The sequence below is a fragment of the Algoriphagus sp. genome, from assembly GCF_013373065.1.
Taxonomy (GTDB): domain Bacteria; phylum Bacteroidota; class Bacteroidia; order Cytophagales; family Cyclobacteriaceae; genus Algoriphagus.
On sequence record NZ_JABXIN010000012.1, the window covers coordinates 161,233 to 178,308 of the forward strand.

Sequence of the window (17,076 nt, forward strand, 5' to 3'; positions counted from 1 at the left end):
TTTATGCAGTTGGGAAAAAAATAAGCTCCCAAAATCAAGGAACTTTTCAAATTTGAATAAAGATCAATTACCCCATGAAGTAATCTTCCAACTCCCGCATCATTTCTGATTTTTCGTGAAGGTCTCGGATTATTTTTCCTTTCTCGAGTAAAACAATTCGATCGCAGATCTCTGTCACATGGTTTAGGTCATGCGAGGAAATCAAAAAGGTAATTCGTGATTCATCTTTTTCTTTCAGAATTAGCTTTTTTAGGCGCATCTGAGAACTTGGATCCAAATTTTCAAAAGGCTCATCCAAATACACCACTTCGGGTTTTCCTAGCATTGCTGCCGCAATCCCAACCTTTTTTAAGTTCCCTTTGGATAGATCACGGATGTATTTCTTTTTCCCACGAACTTCATCATTGAAGAGTTCAGTGAATTTTTCCAAATGAACTTCCAGATCAGCCTCAGACATCCCATATATCTTTCGTAAAGTTTGGAAATATTCATCCGGAGTGAGGTAGGATAATAGCATATGCTCATCCAAATAAGCCCCAGTAAACTTTTTCCATTCCTCTGTTTGATTGACTTGATACCCATCTATCGTCACTTCACCTTGTGTGGGCCGAACCAAGTCAAGCATGATTCGAAATAAGGTGGTTTTTCCAGCCCCATTATTTCCAACAAGACCAAAACACTCGCCTTTGGGTATTTCAAGGGACTCTACATCCAATACAACTGCTTCTTTATATTGCTTTTTGAGATTTTTTACCGTGATCATAATTCTTGTCTAAATGAAGATGAAATTTCGTATTTGTTGTCATACACGCGCTTCACATTAATTGCGCTAAGTTTTTTATAGAATAAGATTCCTAAAAGCCCAAAAATCCCTAGAGCAGCCAAGCCCGCATACTCATTAATCAGGAGTGCAAAAGGAAGGTAAAACACATAAGGCATGATCATCATAGGAATCACCATCAACCACTGTGCTGCTCCTACCCCCTCGTAGTTAAACATCGCTCCCTTATTCAAGTCCATAGGTTTAGGCTTCCAAAGTGCCAAATAGATAATCACATGAATGAGGATTCCGACATTGAAGAGAAAGGTAACGGCATGGGTCAAAAGGATTTTCCAACCGAAATAAACATAAGGGATAGAGGCCAAAAAGCATATGACTGAAATGGAAATAAAGAGGAGATATTTTCCACGAACCAACTGTTCGACCCCATCTTTTTTCTGAAGGTAAAAATCGAAATTCCCCGAATTCCAGCTTAAGAAAAGCTGCCCGTATTGAATCATAAAAATCCCTGTAATGAATACCCCTACAAAAATGAGAATGAAACTGAGATTCTCATTTTCCATATAGGCAGGCTGTGTGTAAAACACCATTCCATAGAGCAGGAAGAATGCGGAAAGCATCAAGTATGTTCGGCTCTTTTTGTGTCTAATGATAAGCTTCCATTCGATATCTGCCATTTCACCCGAGAGACCAAATCTGGAAAAGAAACCGATGGATTGCCCCCTCACACGACTCTCATCATCCGAAGAAAGATCTTCTAAGTAGGCATTGGCAACATGATATCTGTAGCAAAGCCAATAGCTTCCCAAAAATACCAGGAACAATACCACCACAGGAATCGGGGAGGATATTGACAAGTCGAAAATAGGTTTAGTCAATTCTCCCAGATTAAACCAACCCACGTAGCTAGAGCCTCCACCAAGTACCAGCACCCCCATCACAATTAGCAAACCCAATGTAGAATCTTCAAATCGCTGCTTGAACCAAAGCATAAACCAATGTAGAATCCAACTGGTCAGCACTATGGACCCTAGCCAACCCAAAAATGCCACATCCCCAAACCGAGTACCTACGACTTCAAGACCGAAAGGTAAAAACAGCAATAAGGCAATGATATTAATTGGAGAAATGAACGTCCGAATCAATAGCATATGCATGATTTTCCGTTTTCCAATAGGCAGGTGCAGGAGACTTTCCAAATCCACCACTGGAAGGCTTTGAATGAAGTAGCGATACAAAAACTCTGTAAGGAAAAAGAATATCAAATAGCTATTCAATACCTCTAAGCTATCTTGACCTTCTGCCAATTGACCTATTACTCGATTGAGTAACAATCCTGCTCCAAACACATAGCCCAATAACAACAGGATTATAAACCCTAGAAAAATATTGGTCATTAGGCTTTTTGCGAAGGATGTCGACCGCATAGATTTTAAAAACTGCAGTCTGATTAATTCAAAAAACATGGCGATCTAGTTGGTTTGAAATTTTTAACTTGCCTTGAAATTAGAAATTAAGCCGAAAATTTGTTTCTCCAAGTCAGTAAAATCAACTAAATGAAGGAAAATTTACAAGAATTAGGATTTTTCGAAGCCGTAGAAGCCAGGAGATCTGTCCGGATTTTTGACCAGGAATCCCCATTTGACCATGAGCAAGTGAAGAAATGTTTGGAAGCAGCCATTCTTTCCCCAAATAGCTCCAATCTTCAGTTGTACCAATTTGTGCGAGTTCCTGAATCCTCTCCTCTAAAAGATCCTTTGGCCCAACTTTGTATGCGACAAAAGGCAGCAACTACTGCCCGCGAACTCGTGGTGATTATTACTCGACGTGATCTTTGGAAATCCCGAGCAGAGGCAAATTTTAGATACCTCAGTGAAACGGCTCAAAATCAATCCGAAAAGAAGGTGAAACAGGCCCGAAATTATTACAAAAACCTCATCCCTAAGCTTTTTGGAAAATTTCCAGGATGGACAATCTTAAAAAAAATCATTGCTTGGTGGGTAGGTTTAAGACGACCAATGGTTCGTGAAGTTGGAGAAACTGAAGTCCGTATTTCTGTTCATAAAAGTGCTGCCTTGGCTGCCATGACTTTTATGCTTGGGATGAAAGCGGTAGGCTATGATACCTGCCCCATGGAAGGATTTGATTCCAAAAGAGTGAAAAAACTCCTTAATCTTCCATCGGAAGCTGAAATCTGCATGATTATCGGCTGTGGAAAAGGTCTTCCTGAAGGAGTTTATGGCCCAAGGTTTAGAGTTCCTACATCAGAACTTATCGAGGAGAAATAAAAAAGAGGCTGTTATTTCTAACAGCCTCTTTTTTTTAAGGATTCAATCGTGCCAAGATATCCTTTGCTTGGTGCCATTGCAAACGCGGTCCAAATTGACTTACGATTTGGGAACTTGCCATTGAAGCTAATTTACCGCTGGAAGCATATGAATGACCATTAGTAATCCCATATAAAAAAGCTCCTGCAAACATATCACCCGCTCCATTACTATCAATAGCGGTTGTCTTATAGGGCTCGATATCGATGAAAGTATCCCCATCAAAGATCATAGCTCCGTTTTTCCCTTGGGTAATCACAAAATGCTTGGCGGCTTTTTTCATTTCCTCGCGTGCTTCGGCTAGGCTATCCTTTCCAGTATAAAGCATGGCTTCCTCTTCATTTGCAAATAGCAAATCCACACTTGGCCCGATCACATCATCAAAGTTCTCTTTGAAGTATTTTACCATGGCAGGATCTGAAAAGGTCAAAGCTACCTTGGTTCCAGCTTCTTCGGCTTCCTTTTTAGCATGAAGCATGGCTTCTTTTCCATTAGGTGAAGTCACCAAATACCCTTCGATAAATAAAAACTGCGAATCCTTGATTGCAGAATCATGGATATCTTTCATGGAAAAATTTTGAGTAATACCCAAAAAAGTATTCATGGTACGCTCGGAGTCTTCTGTCACCATCACAAGACATTTTCCTGTAATCCCATTTTCCAAAAGCTCAGGCACTAAGGCAATATCCACTCCGGAATCGACTAAATTTTGAAGGTAAAAATGACCCAATTCATCATTTGCAACTCGGAAACAGTAGAAGGATTTTCCACCGAACTGGCTTACAGCCACAACCGTATTGGCAGCGGAACCACCAGCTTGTTTCTTTGCTTCGGCATGATTAATTGCCTGCATCAAGTGGTTTTGTCTGTCTTCGTCCACTAAAGTCATCAAGCCTTTTTCGACTCCGTTGTCTACAAAAAACTGATCAGTGACTTTGAATTCAATATCTACCAAAGCATTTCCTATGCCTGTTACGTCATATTTTTTCATTTATTGAAGATTGTAAAATTGAAATATTTTAAAATTGGAAAATTGGTTTGGCCTCATTTCAGTATTCGAAATTCAGCGTTCAATATTCGACACTAATTTTTCGTATTCTCAATCTGCAAAATCAGGTTTGAGGTTCCAATTTGCGTCGTAACTCGTACTTCGTCAATCGTATTTTTAAATAAGACAAGGCTTCGACTCCGCTCAGCCTGACTTCGAACATCTTAATTTCTTCAATCGAAAATCGGATGTCGCTCAAACGGTTTTTCCCGATCAAATAAGTAGCGATAGGTATGATGGGTTTTGTAAATATCCGCTAATAGCTGTTCGCAAACCCGCATCATCTTTGGATTAAAATCCCCAATCCAGTTCATTTCTATGGTTTTGTAAGGGAATTTGGGATCATTGCTCATCTTATCATAAGAAATAATCATCGCACTCTCCACTCCTTTGCCCTGATGTTCGGGCACAACTCCAAAGACCAAACCTAGCATTTTATTAGGTGGAGAAAAGGTTTTATACCAAAGGAATTTGAGCTTCCCGATCAAATCCATTTTTCCATTCACATGCTTAAAGATCTGATTGATCTCTGGAATATTGATGAAGAAGGAAACTGGTTCACCTTTATAAAAACCAAAATAAATCAAGCGAGGATCGATGATGGGTTTCATCTTCCCAAACATAATTTGAGCTTCTTTTAAGGTGAGGGATTTTCCTAGATGTCTAGCCCAAGCCTTATTGTAAACGGTCATGAAGTATTCAGGAGCTTTTTCCTTCAATTCCTTTCCCTTGATGTATCGAAAAGAATAATCCGGATTCGCGATCACCAAATTTGCACGCTTGATCATCTTTTCATCAAATCTCAGATCCTGAACGGGGCGCTGATAAGTAAATTGCTTGAAATAAAGCTTGAACCCGTAGTCTTCAAAGAATTTCTGATAGTATTTGAAATTCCAAGGCATGTTGTAATTCGGCTCCGTAAACCCATCTACTAACAAGCCCCACCACTTGTCACGCTCACCGAAATTGATCGGCCCATCCATGGCTTCCATCCCCTCACTTTGGAACCACTCCTTTGCCACATCAAAGAGCATAAAAGCCGCCTCTTGATTGTCAATACATTCAAAAAACCCTACACCGCCTGTTGGCTGTTTCTCCTTCATTTTGGGATTGATAAAGGCAGCAATCCGACCGATCGTTTGGCCTTTTTCGTCTTGTAACAACCAACGCTTTGCTTTAGCTCCTCGGCGAAATAGCTTATTAGACTCAGGATGAAAAAGTCCTTCGATATCATTATCGAGCGGTCGAATCCAGTTTTTTTCATTCTTGTATATACGCACCGCCATCTCAATAAATTCTTTTTGATGGGCAGGCGTGGTAACTTCAATAAGCTTCATGCGGGAAATTTTAGTCGGCTAAATTACTTTATGCTATTCAAAAGCCAAAAATTAGGTAAGCCCTCAAGTGCTTTCTATGAAATATTTAATTCCTATTATCAAAATATCTCATATTATCCCTCATAAAATCTGAGAACCCCTCAATTGGGTCAGAAGTTTTAATATCCGGCCCAGTCCTAGAAAACCTTTCAATTCCAACAGATTGACGGGTCTCTATCCTAGCCTGTTGCCCAAAGGTCCCTATTTTTCCAAAATCTTTTTCCCCTCTAACCGCTCCGTTATAAGTAAAATAGGTCCAGGTTCCTACTTGTTCTTTGCCAATATATTTTCCTGAACTCGAAACCCGATCAGATTTAGGATAATAGATGTACCAAAACCCATTTCTAAATCCGTCCTTTATTCTTCCTTCAGCGATTTTATTCCCATCTTGATCAAAATAGGCTCTTTTTCCTTTGCCTCCTTTGAGCTTTACCTCTCCAAATATTTGTCCATTAACCTGAAAATCGCTTAAAGAAAGTAATCTACCTTTCTCATAAAATTCAGTCTGCATCATTTTCCCTTCTGAATTCACTAAATTCCATTCACCCTCTTTAAGGCCAGCTTTATAAGCCCCTTTTCGATAGTATTCTGGATAAATATCTACCTGCTCAATCCATTCTCCGTCTGCTTCGCCATTTTTGAATTCACCCTCAAAAATCAATTCACCTTTCTGATTCCAGCTTTTCCAAATCCCTGTTTGCTTTCCTTCCAAAAACTTACCTTGCAATTTCCGTGTACTATCTGGATAAAATTGGATGAATTCACCTTCCCTAGATCCTGATTTATAATTCCCTCTTTCTTCCAAGATGCCACTTGAATAGTAAAAACTGTATTCTCCATCCAGTTCCCCTTGTCTATAAGGTAATTTCCATTGGAGCTTTCCATCCGGAAAATAGGAAAAAGCATCCCAGGTTAGAAGTCCAAATGAATAGACATAAGCAGATTTTTTAGTCCCATCCGGATAAAATTCCGACCATTCTCCGTGCTTTTTCCCGTTTAAATACTGGCCTGAAATTTCAATCTCTCCATTATCAAAAAACTGGTAAAACTCTCCGTCACTAACACCATCTTTAAAATTGTTGATAATCCGAATCTTCCCATCCGAATAAAATTCCTGAAAAAGACCATTAGGTTGGTCATGGGAAAAGGAAATACTAAACCTTGGAGAATTAGTATTGAAGTTTTTTAAAAAATAACTGGAGTCGGCTTTTGCAAGACTAGGCTGAGGGTCGGCTTCTGGTATTTTTTGCTCATAAATCAACCATTCTCCGGTTTTTCTATCCTCATCTACCAACCCTTTTCCAATGAATTTTGTACTCCCAAAATAATAATAGGAGACCTCTGTTGAATCAGGCGACTGAAAGAATAGCAAGATTCCAAGAATAAGATTTACCATCACCTTAGTATTTAAACTTTAAAATCTAACTCAATAAAAAAGGCATGTCCTTTTATATCTTAAGTGCGAAAAGCTATCGCTTTGGCGCCAAATTGGGATAATCCGTAATGATCCCATCAACTCCTAAATCTAAAAGCTTCTCCATCTGTTCCTTCGTGTTAACAGTCCATGGAACAACCTTCATCCCTTTTTGATGCAGTGTCTCCACAATTTCTTGATTCAAGGCTAAGAAATAAGGAGAATAGAATTCCGGAACGAATCCTAGGTCTTCCAAATCCTCTTGATAACTGGCAGCATTTTCTACCAACATGGCCAAGGGAACATTCGGATAGGTTTCATGAATGTATTTCAACACCCGAAAGTCAAAGGATTGAATATTCACCCGCTCCCAGCCAATGGACTCAGAGATTAATTTGACTACAAGGTCTGAGAATTCTACTACTCCTGGATGATAAACCCCATCCCCTTCAGGACTACTTTTGATCTCAATATTGTAATGAGGTGCCGGAAGCCCCATGTCTTTGGCATAATTTTCTGCCACTAAAAAAACATCTTGAAGTAAAGGTTTGGTAGCAAAAAATTTAACCTGCTGAGGAAACCCCGGGTGAATTTTGCTTCCACAATCAAAAGCCAAAACCTCCTCATAGGTCATCTGATAAATGTTAAATGAATGGTCATCTCTAGCGATATCCTTCCCTTCTGGAGTTAGGCAAATCACAGGATTCATAAAGGGTTCATGCGAAAGAATAACCTTGCCATCCTTTGTGATCGCCAAATCCATTTCTAAGGTAGTCACGCCCAAATCCAAAGCCTTGATCATGGCCGGAATCGTATTCTCCGGCATCAAACCCCTACTCCCGCGATGTCCCTGAAGATCATAGGAGAATTGAGCATGAACCGATAATGGAAATATCGACAAGACAGCTAAAACAAATATTTTCTCAAGTTGAATTTGGAATCGTTTTGTAATCATCAATTTCGAAGTAAAAAGGATCCGTTATTATTGAATTGAGTCCTAAACATACTTTCTTGAGCAGAACGCAAGGCATCCATTGAACCACTCGGACTGGTAGGATAACCCATAGTCCGTAGGTTTCTTTGTTGTCTAGATGAATGTAAACCGGAACCTGAGCTATTGGAATCTGAATAATCAGGAAAATACTCTTGCTGGTCTATAATCTTCCCCTCAAAACTGTAAAAATACCACATCCCCGTTCGATCTGAACCCACCAATCTACCGGCTGCAGCCACGCGATCTGATTTGGGAAAATAAAAATACCAATCCCCTTTTTGAATTCCTTTGGAATACTTGCCCTTAGCTAGGATATGGCCTTCCGAGTCATAAAATATTCGTTGCCCTGTTCCATTTCTTAATTTCCCTCCATCCAACTCTTTTTCGGCTACTCTAAATGGTCCAATTGAAATCAGTTTACCAGATTTATAGGTTTCGACTTGCACCGTTTCGCCAAGCTGATTGGTTAGCATCCAATCTCCTTCTTTGACTCCTTCTTCAAATTGACCTTTCCTGTAAAAACCGGGTAAAATATCCACCTGCTCCTTCCATTCCCCAGAAGCAATTCCTTGTTTAAACTCCCCTTCGAAAACCAAATCTCCACTTTTGTTATAGGAAGCCCACTTCCCATCAGGCCTTCCATTTAAAAAGTTCCCTCTAACAATCAGCTTTCCTTCTTCATTAAACTTCTCTAAAAACCCTTGAGGAGTTCCACCTTCATAGATTCCTCTTTCCTGCAAATTCCCATTTCCAAAAAACAGCCGGTATTCACCATTAATTTTACCATTTTGATAGGGGATTTCCCACTGGGATTTACCATCAGAAAAATATCCTTTGACAATTCCTTCCATCAAACCATTTTGATAGTTGGCTACTAATCCGATATTTCCATTTTCATAAAACTCCTCCCATTTCCCCTCTCTTTTTCCATCTAGATAAGTCCCTTGGGATTTTATTTCACCATTTTTATGAAACTCACGAAAATCACCATTTTGCTTTCCCTCCTCGAAAAATGTAATAGACTTAATCTCCCCAGATGGATAATTTTCTTGAAACAAGCCATCCGGAAGATCTCCTTTGAATTGGATTTGAAATACTAGTTGTTCTGGAGTGAATTTCTCCTCGAAGACTTCCTGATTTGCCTTCAGCAAACTCGGCTCGGGATTGTCTAGCGGGTCATTTGCATAGTAGACCTTCCACAATCCTTCTTTTTTTCCATTTGAAATTTCACCAACTCCCATCAGGTTGGTATTTCCAAAATACAAGTAGCTCAGTTGAATTGAATCAGAAGCTGAAAAAAGGAAAAAAATCGAAGCAATAAGCGTGTACATACAGTTTTTATAAAAAGGGAATTCAGATAAAAATAACACTCCCCTCGAATAACTCCAACTTCATTTCAATCTGATTTTTAGATAATTACATCGGCATATAAATCAAACTCCGTCGCCTCCGTCACTTTAGCATGCACGAAATCACCCACACGACAATAATACTTGGAAGCATCAATCAGTACTTCATTGTCCACCTCCACAGAATCATATTCAGTTCGGCCAACGAAATAGCCCCCTTCTTTCTTGTCAATTAAAACTTTGAAGGTTTTCCCAACTTTCTCCTGATTCAGGTCATAGGAGATTTGCTCCTGAACCTCCATCAAGTGATTCGCTCTATCCTGCTTTTCCTCTTGAGAAAGTTTATCTTCCATCGTAAAAGCATGGGTATTTTCCTCATGAGAATAAGTAAACACACCCAATCGCTCAAACTTCATTCGCTCTACAAAATCCACCATTTCCTGAAATTCCTTTTCTCCCTCTCCCGGGTGTCCTGCGATCAAGGTAGTACGGATCGCAATCTCAGGAATGATTTCTCGGATTCGGTAAATCAGTTCTTCTTGCTTTTCCCGAGTGGTGCCACGGCGCATTGCTTTCAACACATCAGTTGAGCCGTGCTGCAAAGGAATGTCAAGATATTTGCAAATATTGGATCGCTCCTTCATCACCTCGATCACATCCATGGGGAATCCTGTAGGATAGGCATAGTGCAGACGAATCCAATCGATTCCCTCCACATCTGAAAGCTGTCTCAGCAATTCGGCAAGATTCCGCTTTTTATACAAATCCAACCCGTAATACGTTGAATCCTGAGCGATCAACAACAGCTCCTTGGTTCCTTGAGCGGCTTTATGCTGGGCTTCCTTAACCAACTCTTCAATTGGACGGGAAATATGGCCTCCCCGCATCAAAGGAATCGCACAGAAAGAACATGGGCGGTCGCACCCCTCGGAAATCTTCATGTAAGCATAATGGGCATTGTGAGTGAGCAATCGCTCTCCAACCAACTCATGCTTGTAGTCTGCTTTGAACTTTTTCAAAATGGCTGGCAAATCCCTCGTGCCGAAAAAGGCATCCACCTGGGGAATTTCCTTTTCCAAATCGTCTTTGTAACGCTGTGAGAGACATCCGGTCACATACACCTTGTCTACCAAACCTTGCTCTTTGGCATCAACATACTGAAGGATGGTATCGATCGACTCTTGCTTGGCGTTGTCGATAAAACCACAGGTATTGATGATAATGATGTTATTGTCATCAGAATTGGACTCATGACTGGCATGGATACCGTTACCCTTCAACTGCGTCAAAAGGACCTCGGAATCAACCAGGTTTTTGGAGCAACCCATGGTGATGATATTGACTTTGTCTTTCTTTAATGTTCTCGCTTTCACAGAATTCGCTTCGATTTGGGAGTGCAAAGGTAGGCAAAAAAACTGCTTTGCAGTTTTTAGATTGGAAAATTGAAAGATTGAAAGATTTGAAAATTCAAGTGAACCGCCTCTAACCAAATATCAATGGAAATCTTAAACTATAGCAATTTTGCAATCTTCAAATTTTCCAATTTTTCAACCACCCTATTCATGATCTAGATCCACTCCCCATAAAACCAAACCCAAAGCCGGTGCCGGAGGAATTTTTTCCCAATCTTGTGAGGGCCTTTTTAGTCTGTTTTCGATTTCGGCCAAATCCCATTGCCCTGATCCCACATACCAAATGGCACGCATCATTTTACGGACTTGATGATGCAAAAAGCCGGTTCCCACCACTTCTAGGTAGTACACTGGATCAGCTAGATTCTTGTAAGGAATTTCATCCGACAGCAAAATCTGACATTGCAAAATTTCCCGCTCGAAATCTGTCTTGGTGGGAGATGGTGTGCAAAAAGCACTAAAATCATGGTTTCCCTGAAATATTTTTGCAGCTTCATTCATTCGACCCAAATCAAGTTTCTTGAAAATTGGCTGAAGCCAAGCAGCATGCAAAGCAGGAGTTTCGGCGGAATCAGTAAAAAAATAACGATAGATCTTCCTTTTTGAAGCTTTGATCAAATTGAAATCCCTTCGAACAGGCCCTATGAATTGAATTAGAATTTCGCCTCCTAGATTTTCATTGATGGCTGCGATAGTTTGCTCGGAAAAGTCATTTTTTTCTGAAAGAAAAAGCTGAAAAAAGCCTTCTCTACAACTCACGCCAGAATCTGTTCGACTTCCGCCCAATAAGGTAAAATCATCATGTCCTAAAATGAATCTCAGAACCCGTTCTAATTTACCCTGAATGGTAGGCTGTCCTTTTTGGATTGCCCAACCTTTGTAGCGGGCACCGAAGTAGGAAATGGAGAATAAATAAGAGAAAGCTTTGGTCTGCACCTTCGAAATTACTTAAAAAAGAATTCCAGAGTCAAATCATGCAGACTAAAGCCCACAACTAGCATATTAACCTAGAAAGTGTTCATTTACCCAATCCACTTCCTCTTGTCGGATGGTATGTGCAGGATCTTTAAAAGTCAAAAGCTTGACATTGGCTCCCATTTTTTCCAAAAGGTTACTTGACTCCTCCATTCTGGCAAAAGGCACATGAAAATCCTGATCACTTCCTGAAATCAAAATGGGGGTATTTTGAAAATCGCCCTGGTATGTTGAAGGTGAAAGGTTTTCTCCAATTAAGCCTCCGGTGAAGGCTATAATTCCTTTGAATTTTTGGGCATTTCTTGCCGAGAACTCCAGACTCAAACAGGCTCCTTGTGAAAAACCCAAAATCAAAATATCAGCTGGAGAAACTCCTGCTTTGGTCAAATATTCAAAAGCATCCTGAATTTGTGAAAGCGATTGCTCCAACTTTGGTTGGTTACTCTCATCGGGAGCCATAAAGCTGTAAGGATACCAAGTATTATCGGAAGCCTGCGGTGCCACCAAGGCGTATTGATCCAGATTCAAATAGGATTTGAGGGAAAGGATGCTTTCGGCTGAAGCTCCTCTCCCATGGATCAAAATGGCGGCTTTGCCACCTTCGACAGGTTTTTTCCCTGCAAAAATTAGATTAGACATACTTTTCTAAGTTTACTTGAACTTCTGGAAGTAATTGTTCAATTCGAGATCGAGATGGCTCGGCCCAATCAGGTAATTTTAATAATTCGCCAAGGCTTTCTTCTTCTTCGTCAATTGCAAATCCCGGCTCATCCGTGGCAATTTCAAAAAGCACTCCTCCAGGCTCTCTGAAATAGATACTTTTAAAATAATTCCGGTCCCGAACCTCCGTCACACCATAGCCATGCTCCATTAAAATCCGCTGCATTTCCAATTGGGATGCTTCGTTTTCAGTGCGAAATGCGATATGATGAACCGTCCCCGCACTCTGCATTCCTCTATTGCCACTTTTATCAATCCTGATATCAACAATATCACCTGGCTTTCCTTCCGTTCCATATCGATACCGATCCCCTTCTTGAGCAATGAATCGATAATTCATATGGTCTAGAAGCAATATTTCTGTTAGGTCTTTGGATCTGAGATTTAAGGTCGCCCCATAAAACCCTTTAATCGAATGCTCTGCGGCAATATGACCTTGAGGCCATCCTTTCCGATCATCCTGATCATTAGCAATCAATTCCAAACCCATCCCATCATGATCCTCGAATCGGATCAGTTTCTCTCCAAATCGACTTTGAATATCAGATACCGGGATTCCAAACTTTCGTAAACGGTCAATCCAGTATTCCAAGGAATCTTTTCCGATGGAAAATGCTGTATATGTCAATTCCCCAGTCCCTTTTACACCTCTTCGGGCACCTTTGAATGGGAAGGTCGTAAATACCGTTCCTGGCCTTCCTAATTCATCTCCAAAATAAAAGTGGTAAACATCGGGTGCATCAAAATTGATCGTCTTTTTTACCAATCGAAGACCCAAAACGCCCGTGTAGAAATCAATATTTTTTTGGGGATCACCTGCAATGGCCGTGATATGATGGATACCAGTGATGAGAGGTTTCATAGTTATTAGGGGTTAAGGTAAAGACAACCTTTGGGGTTCCTACCCCAAAGGTTGAAATTAGAATTAAGCTTGTTTTACTAATTGAACGCTTAGAAGCAATCGAACTTGATCACTTACCACAACAGAACCTGCTTCAGTCACTGCAGACCAAGCCAAACCAAACTCTTTGCGATTGATTTTACCTTCCAATTCGAAACCAGCCTTAGTTTGACCATATGGGTCAGCTACAACACCACCAAAATCCACATCAAGCTCTACTTGCTTTTTGGTTCCTCGGATTTCTAAGTCTCCAACCAATTTGTAATCTCCAGAAGCATTGCTGATTTTACCTTCGAAAGAAAGCTTTGGATGGTTAGCAGCATCGAAGAAATCAGCAGATTTCAAATGATTATCTCGATCAGTTTGATTGGTATCAATACTGTCAATGTCAGCAGTAAAAGACACGGTAGCTCCTTCAAAATCATCAGAGGTGCTTTCAGCAGATCCCTCAAATTTTCTGAAATAACCTGTAACCGTAGAGATTACCAAGTGCTTCACTTTGAAAGAAACCTCAGAGTGAGTCGGGTCGATAGTCCATTTTGTAGTACTCATAGTTGTGTTTATTTAGTTTTAGTGAATAGAAATTAAAATTGTTTTAACATTATTTGTATATACATTTAAGCATATGGATATTACTGGCAGAATGGACACTCATAACAATCACCATAATAAGACCCAAAGCAACGACATGACGCTCATCAATGCGCGTGTCGTATCGATGACTTCGGGCGCTGCCGGTTATCAGGTGTCGGAACCTACTCACATTCATATTAATGCGGGGAAAATCGTTGCTGTCTCAAGCGATTTACCCGCAATTGGTCACGTTTACGACTGCCAACACAAGCTCGTTACACCGGGTTTCATCGATTGCCATACCCACCTTATTTACGCCGGTAACCGTGCCAACGAGTTTGAAATGCGCTTGAACGGTGTGCCTTACCAAGAGATTGCTAAACAAGGTGGCGGTATTCTATCGACGGTCAAAGCAACACGTGCAGCTAGCGAAGAACAACTTGTTGAGCTGGCTTTACCTCGGTTGGATGGGCTGATTCGAACGGGTGTCACTTCCGTGGAAGTGAAGTCTGGTTATGGTTTAACCCTCAACGATGAAATCAAGATACTGCGCGCTGCAAAAGCACTCGAAGATCACCGTCAGATCCGCGTGGAGACCACATTACTCGCTGCGCACGCTCTGCCACCAGAATATGTGGGCAAAGCGAATGACTACATCGACATGGTCTGTCAGGAAATCATCCCACTTGTTGCTGAAGAAAAACTCGCCACCAGCGTCGATGTCTTCTGTGAGTCCATCGGGTTTGACCTAGCGCAGACCGAGAAAGTCTTTATCGCTGCGCAGCAGCATGGCTTAAAAGTTAAAGGGCATACCGAGCAGCTTTCAAACCTTGGCGGCACTGCCTTGACAGCCAAATACTCCGGTTTGTCAGCGGATCATATTGAGTATCTCGACGAGCAAGGCGTTATAGCAATGCGAGATTCTGGCACGGTTGCCACACTCCTGCCGGGCGCATTCTATTTCTTAAAAGAAACCCAACTGCCGCCAATCGAACTTCTACGCAAACATAAAGTTCCGATGGCAATTGCCACTGATCTGAACCCAGGCACGTCACCTTTTGCAGATTTGACTATGATGATGAATATGGGTTGTACCTTGTTTGGACTCACTCCGGAAGAAACACTTAGAGGTGTGACTTGCAATGCAGCTCGAGCTTTGGGTTTTGCAGAAAGTCGAGGTCAAATTCAGACTGGATTTGACGCCGATTTCGCAATTTGGGATATCGAACATCCAGCGGATTTTAGCTACCAGCAAGGCGTATCACGTTTATCCGCTCGTATCATCAACGGGGAACTGAATCATGTCTGATCAAATGACGACTCGCCTACCCAATACAAACCAAGATTTTCATTGGCAAGGCAGACATGACGCGGAAGACGGCAGCTTAGGTAAGCGTGTCCATCATGTAATTAAAAAAATTCCGGTTCAGGAGTTAGAACCGTATCGCAATGCAATCAGTGTACTTGGTTTCGCCTGTGACGCAGGGGTTGCACGTAACAAAGGTCGCGTCGGTGCGCGTAAAGCGCCGGACCTTATTCGTCGTGCACTCGCGAACATGGCTTGGCACAACGAAAGCACGTTGATCGACCTCGGCAATGTGGTATGTGAAGACGATTTACTGGAGCAGTCTCAATCGGACTGCGCGGCTGTGATTGCCCAAGCATTGCGCTCTACCCCCGTTATTACGTTAGGCGGCGGACATGAAGTGGCATGGGCTTCTTTCCAAGGTCTTGCGCGTTATTTTGAATATCTCAGCCCAGCCAAGCCACCAAAAATCGGCATCATTAACTTTGATGCGCACTTTGATTTACGAGCCTTTGAAAGCACACAAGCAGACGTAAAGCCGAGTTCGGGTACGCCGTTTAATCAGATTCAGCACTATTGCCAACAACACGGCTGGCCATTTCATTACGCCTGTTTAGGTGTCAGTCGCGCAAGCAATACTGAAGCTCTATTTAAGCGCGCAGATGAGTTAAATGTTTGGTATGTGGAAGACAAAGACCTTGCGCACTTAAACCATATTTATCACTTAACCCAATTGCAGCACTTTATCGACAATTGCGATTACATCTACCTAACGATCGATTTGGATGTATTCCCCGCGGCAACCGCGCCGGGAGTAAGTGCGCCCGCTGCAAGAGGCGTCAGCATGGAGACGTTGTCGCCGTTTTTGGACCGAATTTTACATTACAAACAAAAGTTGGTTATCGCCGATATCGCCGAGTACAACCCGACCTATGACGTAGACAGTCAGACCGCTCGGTTGGCCGCTCGACTTTGTTGGGATATCGCCAACGCACTTTCAGAACAATAGTAGAAACCAGTGAGCAGTGAAGCTAGGCCTTAACGGGCTTGGCCGCCCTACTGCTACCTGAATTTAGTGAAACACAAGGAGTCTTACCATGACGGAACGCCAAGTAGAAGATAAGCGTCTCGATACAACACGCACAATCCGTGCCCCTCACGGCACAACGTTGAGAGCAAAATCTTGGCTGACGGAAGCACCGCTTCGTATGCTGATGAACAACCTAGATCCTGATGTGGCAGAGCACCCTCATTCACTGGTGGTTTATGGCGGTATTGGCCGTGCAGCCCGCAACTGGGAATGTTACGACAAAATCGTTGAAGTGCTAGAGCGTCTTGAAGATGATCAAACACTTTTGGTTCAGTCTGGTAAGCCTGTTGCGGTCTTCCCTACTCACAAAAATGCTCCTCGTGTTTTGATCGCCAACTCAAACCTAGTGCCACACTGGGCAAACTGGGAACACTTCAACGAGCTAGATAAGCAAGGCTTAATGATGTACGGCCAAATGACAGCGGGTAGCTGGATTTATATCGGCTCTCAAGGCATCGTCCAAGGCACTTACGAAACATTCGTTTCAGTGGCAAAAAAACACTTCGACGGCAATCCAAAAGGTCGCTGGATCCTAACTGGTGGTCTTGGCGGCATGGGTGGCGCTCAACCTCTTGCTGCGACGATGGCGGGTTTCTCGATGATCGCGGTTGAATGCGACGAATCACGTATCGATTACCGTCTACGTACAGGTTATGTGGATAAGAAAGCCACTAGCCTTGATGAAGCGCTGGCGATCATCTACGAATCTGATACACCAGTCTCTGTTGGTCTGCTTGCTAACGCTGCGGATGTATTCCCAGAGCTTGTAGAACGTAACATCACTCCTGACGTGGTCACCGACCAAACATC

16 protein-coding genes are annotated in these 17,076 nt (G+C 41.9%); 4 read left to right on the forward strand and 12 right to left on the reverse strand.

Going from position 1 to position 17,076, the window contains the following annotated elements; genetic code table 11:
* Positions 1 to 67: 67 nt before the first annotated feature.
* Both HWE15_RS08810 and HWE15_RS08815 read right to left on the reverse strand, forming a co-directional pair.
* Positions 68 to 763 carry an ABC transporter ATP-binding protein gene (locus tag HWE15_RS08810; protein WP_290507153.1) on the reverse strand — a complete coding sequence of 232 codons (696 nt, stop codon included), beginning with the start codon at positions 761 to 763 and terminating at the stop codon, positions 68 to 70.
* Positions 760 to 2,247, reverse strand: a complete 1,488-nt coding sequence (locus HWE15_RS08815; RefSeq protein ID WP_290507154.1) for a DUF5687 family protein — start codon at positions 2,245 to 2,247, stop codon at positions 760 to 762. Before HWE15_RS08815 ends, HWE15_RS08810 begins: the two co-directional genes overlap by 4 nt.
* 90 nt (positions 2,248 to 2,337) lie before the next feature.
* On the opposite strand from HWE15_RS08815, the gene HWE15_RS08820 reads away from it, so the two are divergent.
* The gene (locus HWE15_RS08820) at positions 2,338 to 3,069 is read left to right on the forward strand and encodes a nitroreductase family protein (RefSeq protein ID WP_290507155.1); all 732 of its coding nucleotides are present in this window, start codon (positions 2,338 to 2,340) and stop codon (positions 3,067 to 3,069) included.
* A gap of 34 nt (positions 3,070 to 3,103) precedes the next feature.
* Here the strand turns inward: HWE15_RS08820 and HWE15_RS08825 are convergent, their stop codons facing one another.
* The 10 genes from HWE15_RS08825 to HWE15_RS08870 form a co-directional block, all read right to left on the reverse strand.
* Positions 3,104 to 4,099 (reverse strand): adenosine kinase, encoded by a 996-nt coding sequence (locus HWE15_RS08825; RefSeq protein ID WP_290507156.1) that lies wholly within the window; start codon positions 4,097 to 4,099, stop codon positions 3,104 to 3,106.
* Between the two features lie 230 nt (positions 4,100 to 4,329).
* A complete protein-coding gene (locus HWE15_RS08830; protein ID WP_290507157.1) occupies positions 4,330 to 5,493 on the reverse strand; it encodes a hypothetical protein in 1,164 nt (387 codons plus the stop codon).
* Between the two features lie 85 nt (positions 5,494 to 5,578).
* On the reverse strand, positions 5,579 to 6,928 hold the full coding sequence (locus HWE15_RS08835; protein ID WP_290507158.1) for a toxin-antitoxin system YwqK family antitoxin: 1,350 nt from the start codon (positions 6,926 to 6,928) through the stop codon (positions 5,579 to 5,581).
* 73 nt (positions 6,929 to 7,001) lie between these two features.
* Positions 7,002 to 7,901: a glycerophosphodiester phosphodiesterase gene (locus HWE15_RS08840; protein WP_290507159.1), complete on the reverse strand. Its 900-nt coding sequence runs from the start codon at positions 7,899 to 7,901 to the stop codon at positions 7,002 to 7,004.
* Positions 7,901 to 9,271, reverse strand: coding sequence for a toxin-antitoxin system YwqK family antitoxin (locus HWE15_RS08845; protein WP_290507160.1), 1,371 nt, complete (start codon positions 9,269 to 9,271; stop codon positions 7,901 to 7,903). The genes HWE15_RS08840 and HWE15_RS08845 overlap by 1 nt, the downstream gene beginning before the upstream one ends.
* Positions 9,272 to 9,348: 77 nt before the next feature.
* Complete coding sequence (gene rimO / locus HWE15_RS08850; RefSeq protein WP_290507161.1) at positions 9,349 to 10,662, reverse strand: 30S ribosomal protein S12 methylthiotransferase RimO; 1,314 nt, start codon at positions 10,660 to 10,662, stop codon at positions 9,349 to 9,351.
* A gap of 183 nt (positions 10,663 to 10,845) precedes the next feature.
* On the reverse strand, positions 10,846 to 11,637 hold the full coding sequence (locus tag HWE15_RS08855; protein WP_290507162.1) for a tRNA pseudouridine(38-40) synthase TruA: 792 nt from the start codon (positions 11,635 to 11,637) through the stop codon (positions 10,846 to 10,848).
* 66 nt (positions 11,638 to 11,703) lie between these two features.
* Positions 11,704 to 12,315, reverse strand: a complete 612-nt coding sequence (locus tag HWE15_RS08860) for a dienelactone hydrolase family protein (RefSeq protein WP_290507163.1) — start codon at positions 12,313 to 12,315, stop codon at positions 11,704 to 11,706.
* Positions 12,308 to 13,258: a ring-cleaving dioxygenase gene (locus HWE15_RS08865; protein ID WP_290507164.1), complete on the reverse strand. Its 951-nt coding sequence runs from the start codon at positions 13,256 to 13,258 to the stop codon at positions 12,308 to 12,310. The genes HWE15_RS08860 and HWE15_RS08865 overlap by 8 nt, the downstream gene beginning before the upstream one ends.
* Before the next feature lie 63 nt (positions 13,259 to 13,321).
* Positions 13,322 to 13,849, reverse strand: coding sequence for a YceI family protein (locus tag HWE15_RS08870; protein ID WP_290507165.1), 528 nt, complete (start codon positions 13,847 to 13,849; stop codon positions 13,322 to 13,324).
* A gap of 136 nt (positions 13,850 to 13,985) precedes the next feature.
* On the opposite strand from HWE15_RS08870, the gene hutI reads away from it, so the two are divergent.
* From hutI to hutU, 3 genes are all read left to right on the forward strand, one after another.
* Positions 13,986 to 15,179 (forward strand): imidazolonepropionase, encoded by a 1,194-nt coding sequence (hutI, locus tag HWE15_RS08875; RefSeq protein WP_290507166.1) that lies wholly within the window; start codon positions 13,986 to 13,988, stop codon positions 15,177 to 15,179.
* Positions 15,172 to 16,185, forward strand: a complete 1,014-nt coding sequence (gene hutG, locus HWE15_RS08880) for a formimidoylglutamase (RefSeq protein ID WP_167420431.1) — start codon at positions 15,172 to 15,174, stop codon at positions 16,183 to 16,185. Before hutI ends, hutG begins: the two co-directional genes overlap by 8 nt.
* Before the next feature lie 88 nt (positions 16,186 to 16,273).
* A partial coding sequence (gene hutU, locus HWE15_RS08885) for a urocanate hydratase (protein ID WP_290507167.1) occupies positions 16,274 to 17,076 on the forward strand: 803 nt, incomplete at its 3' end.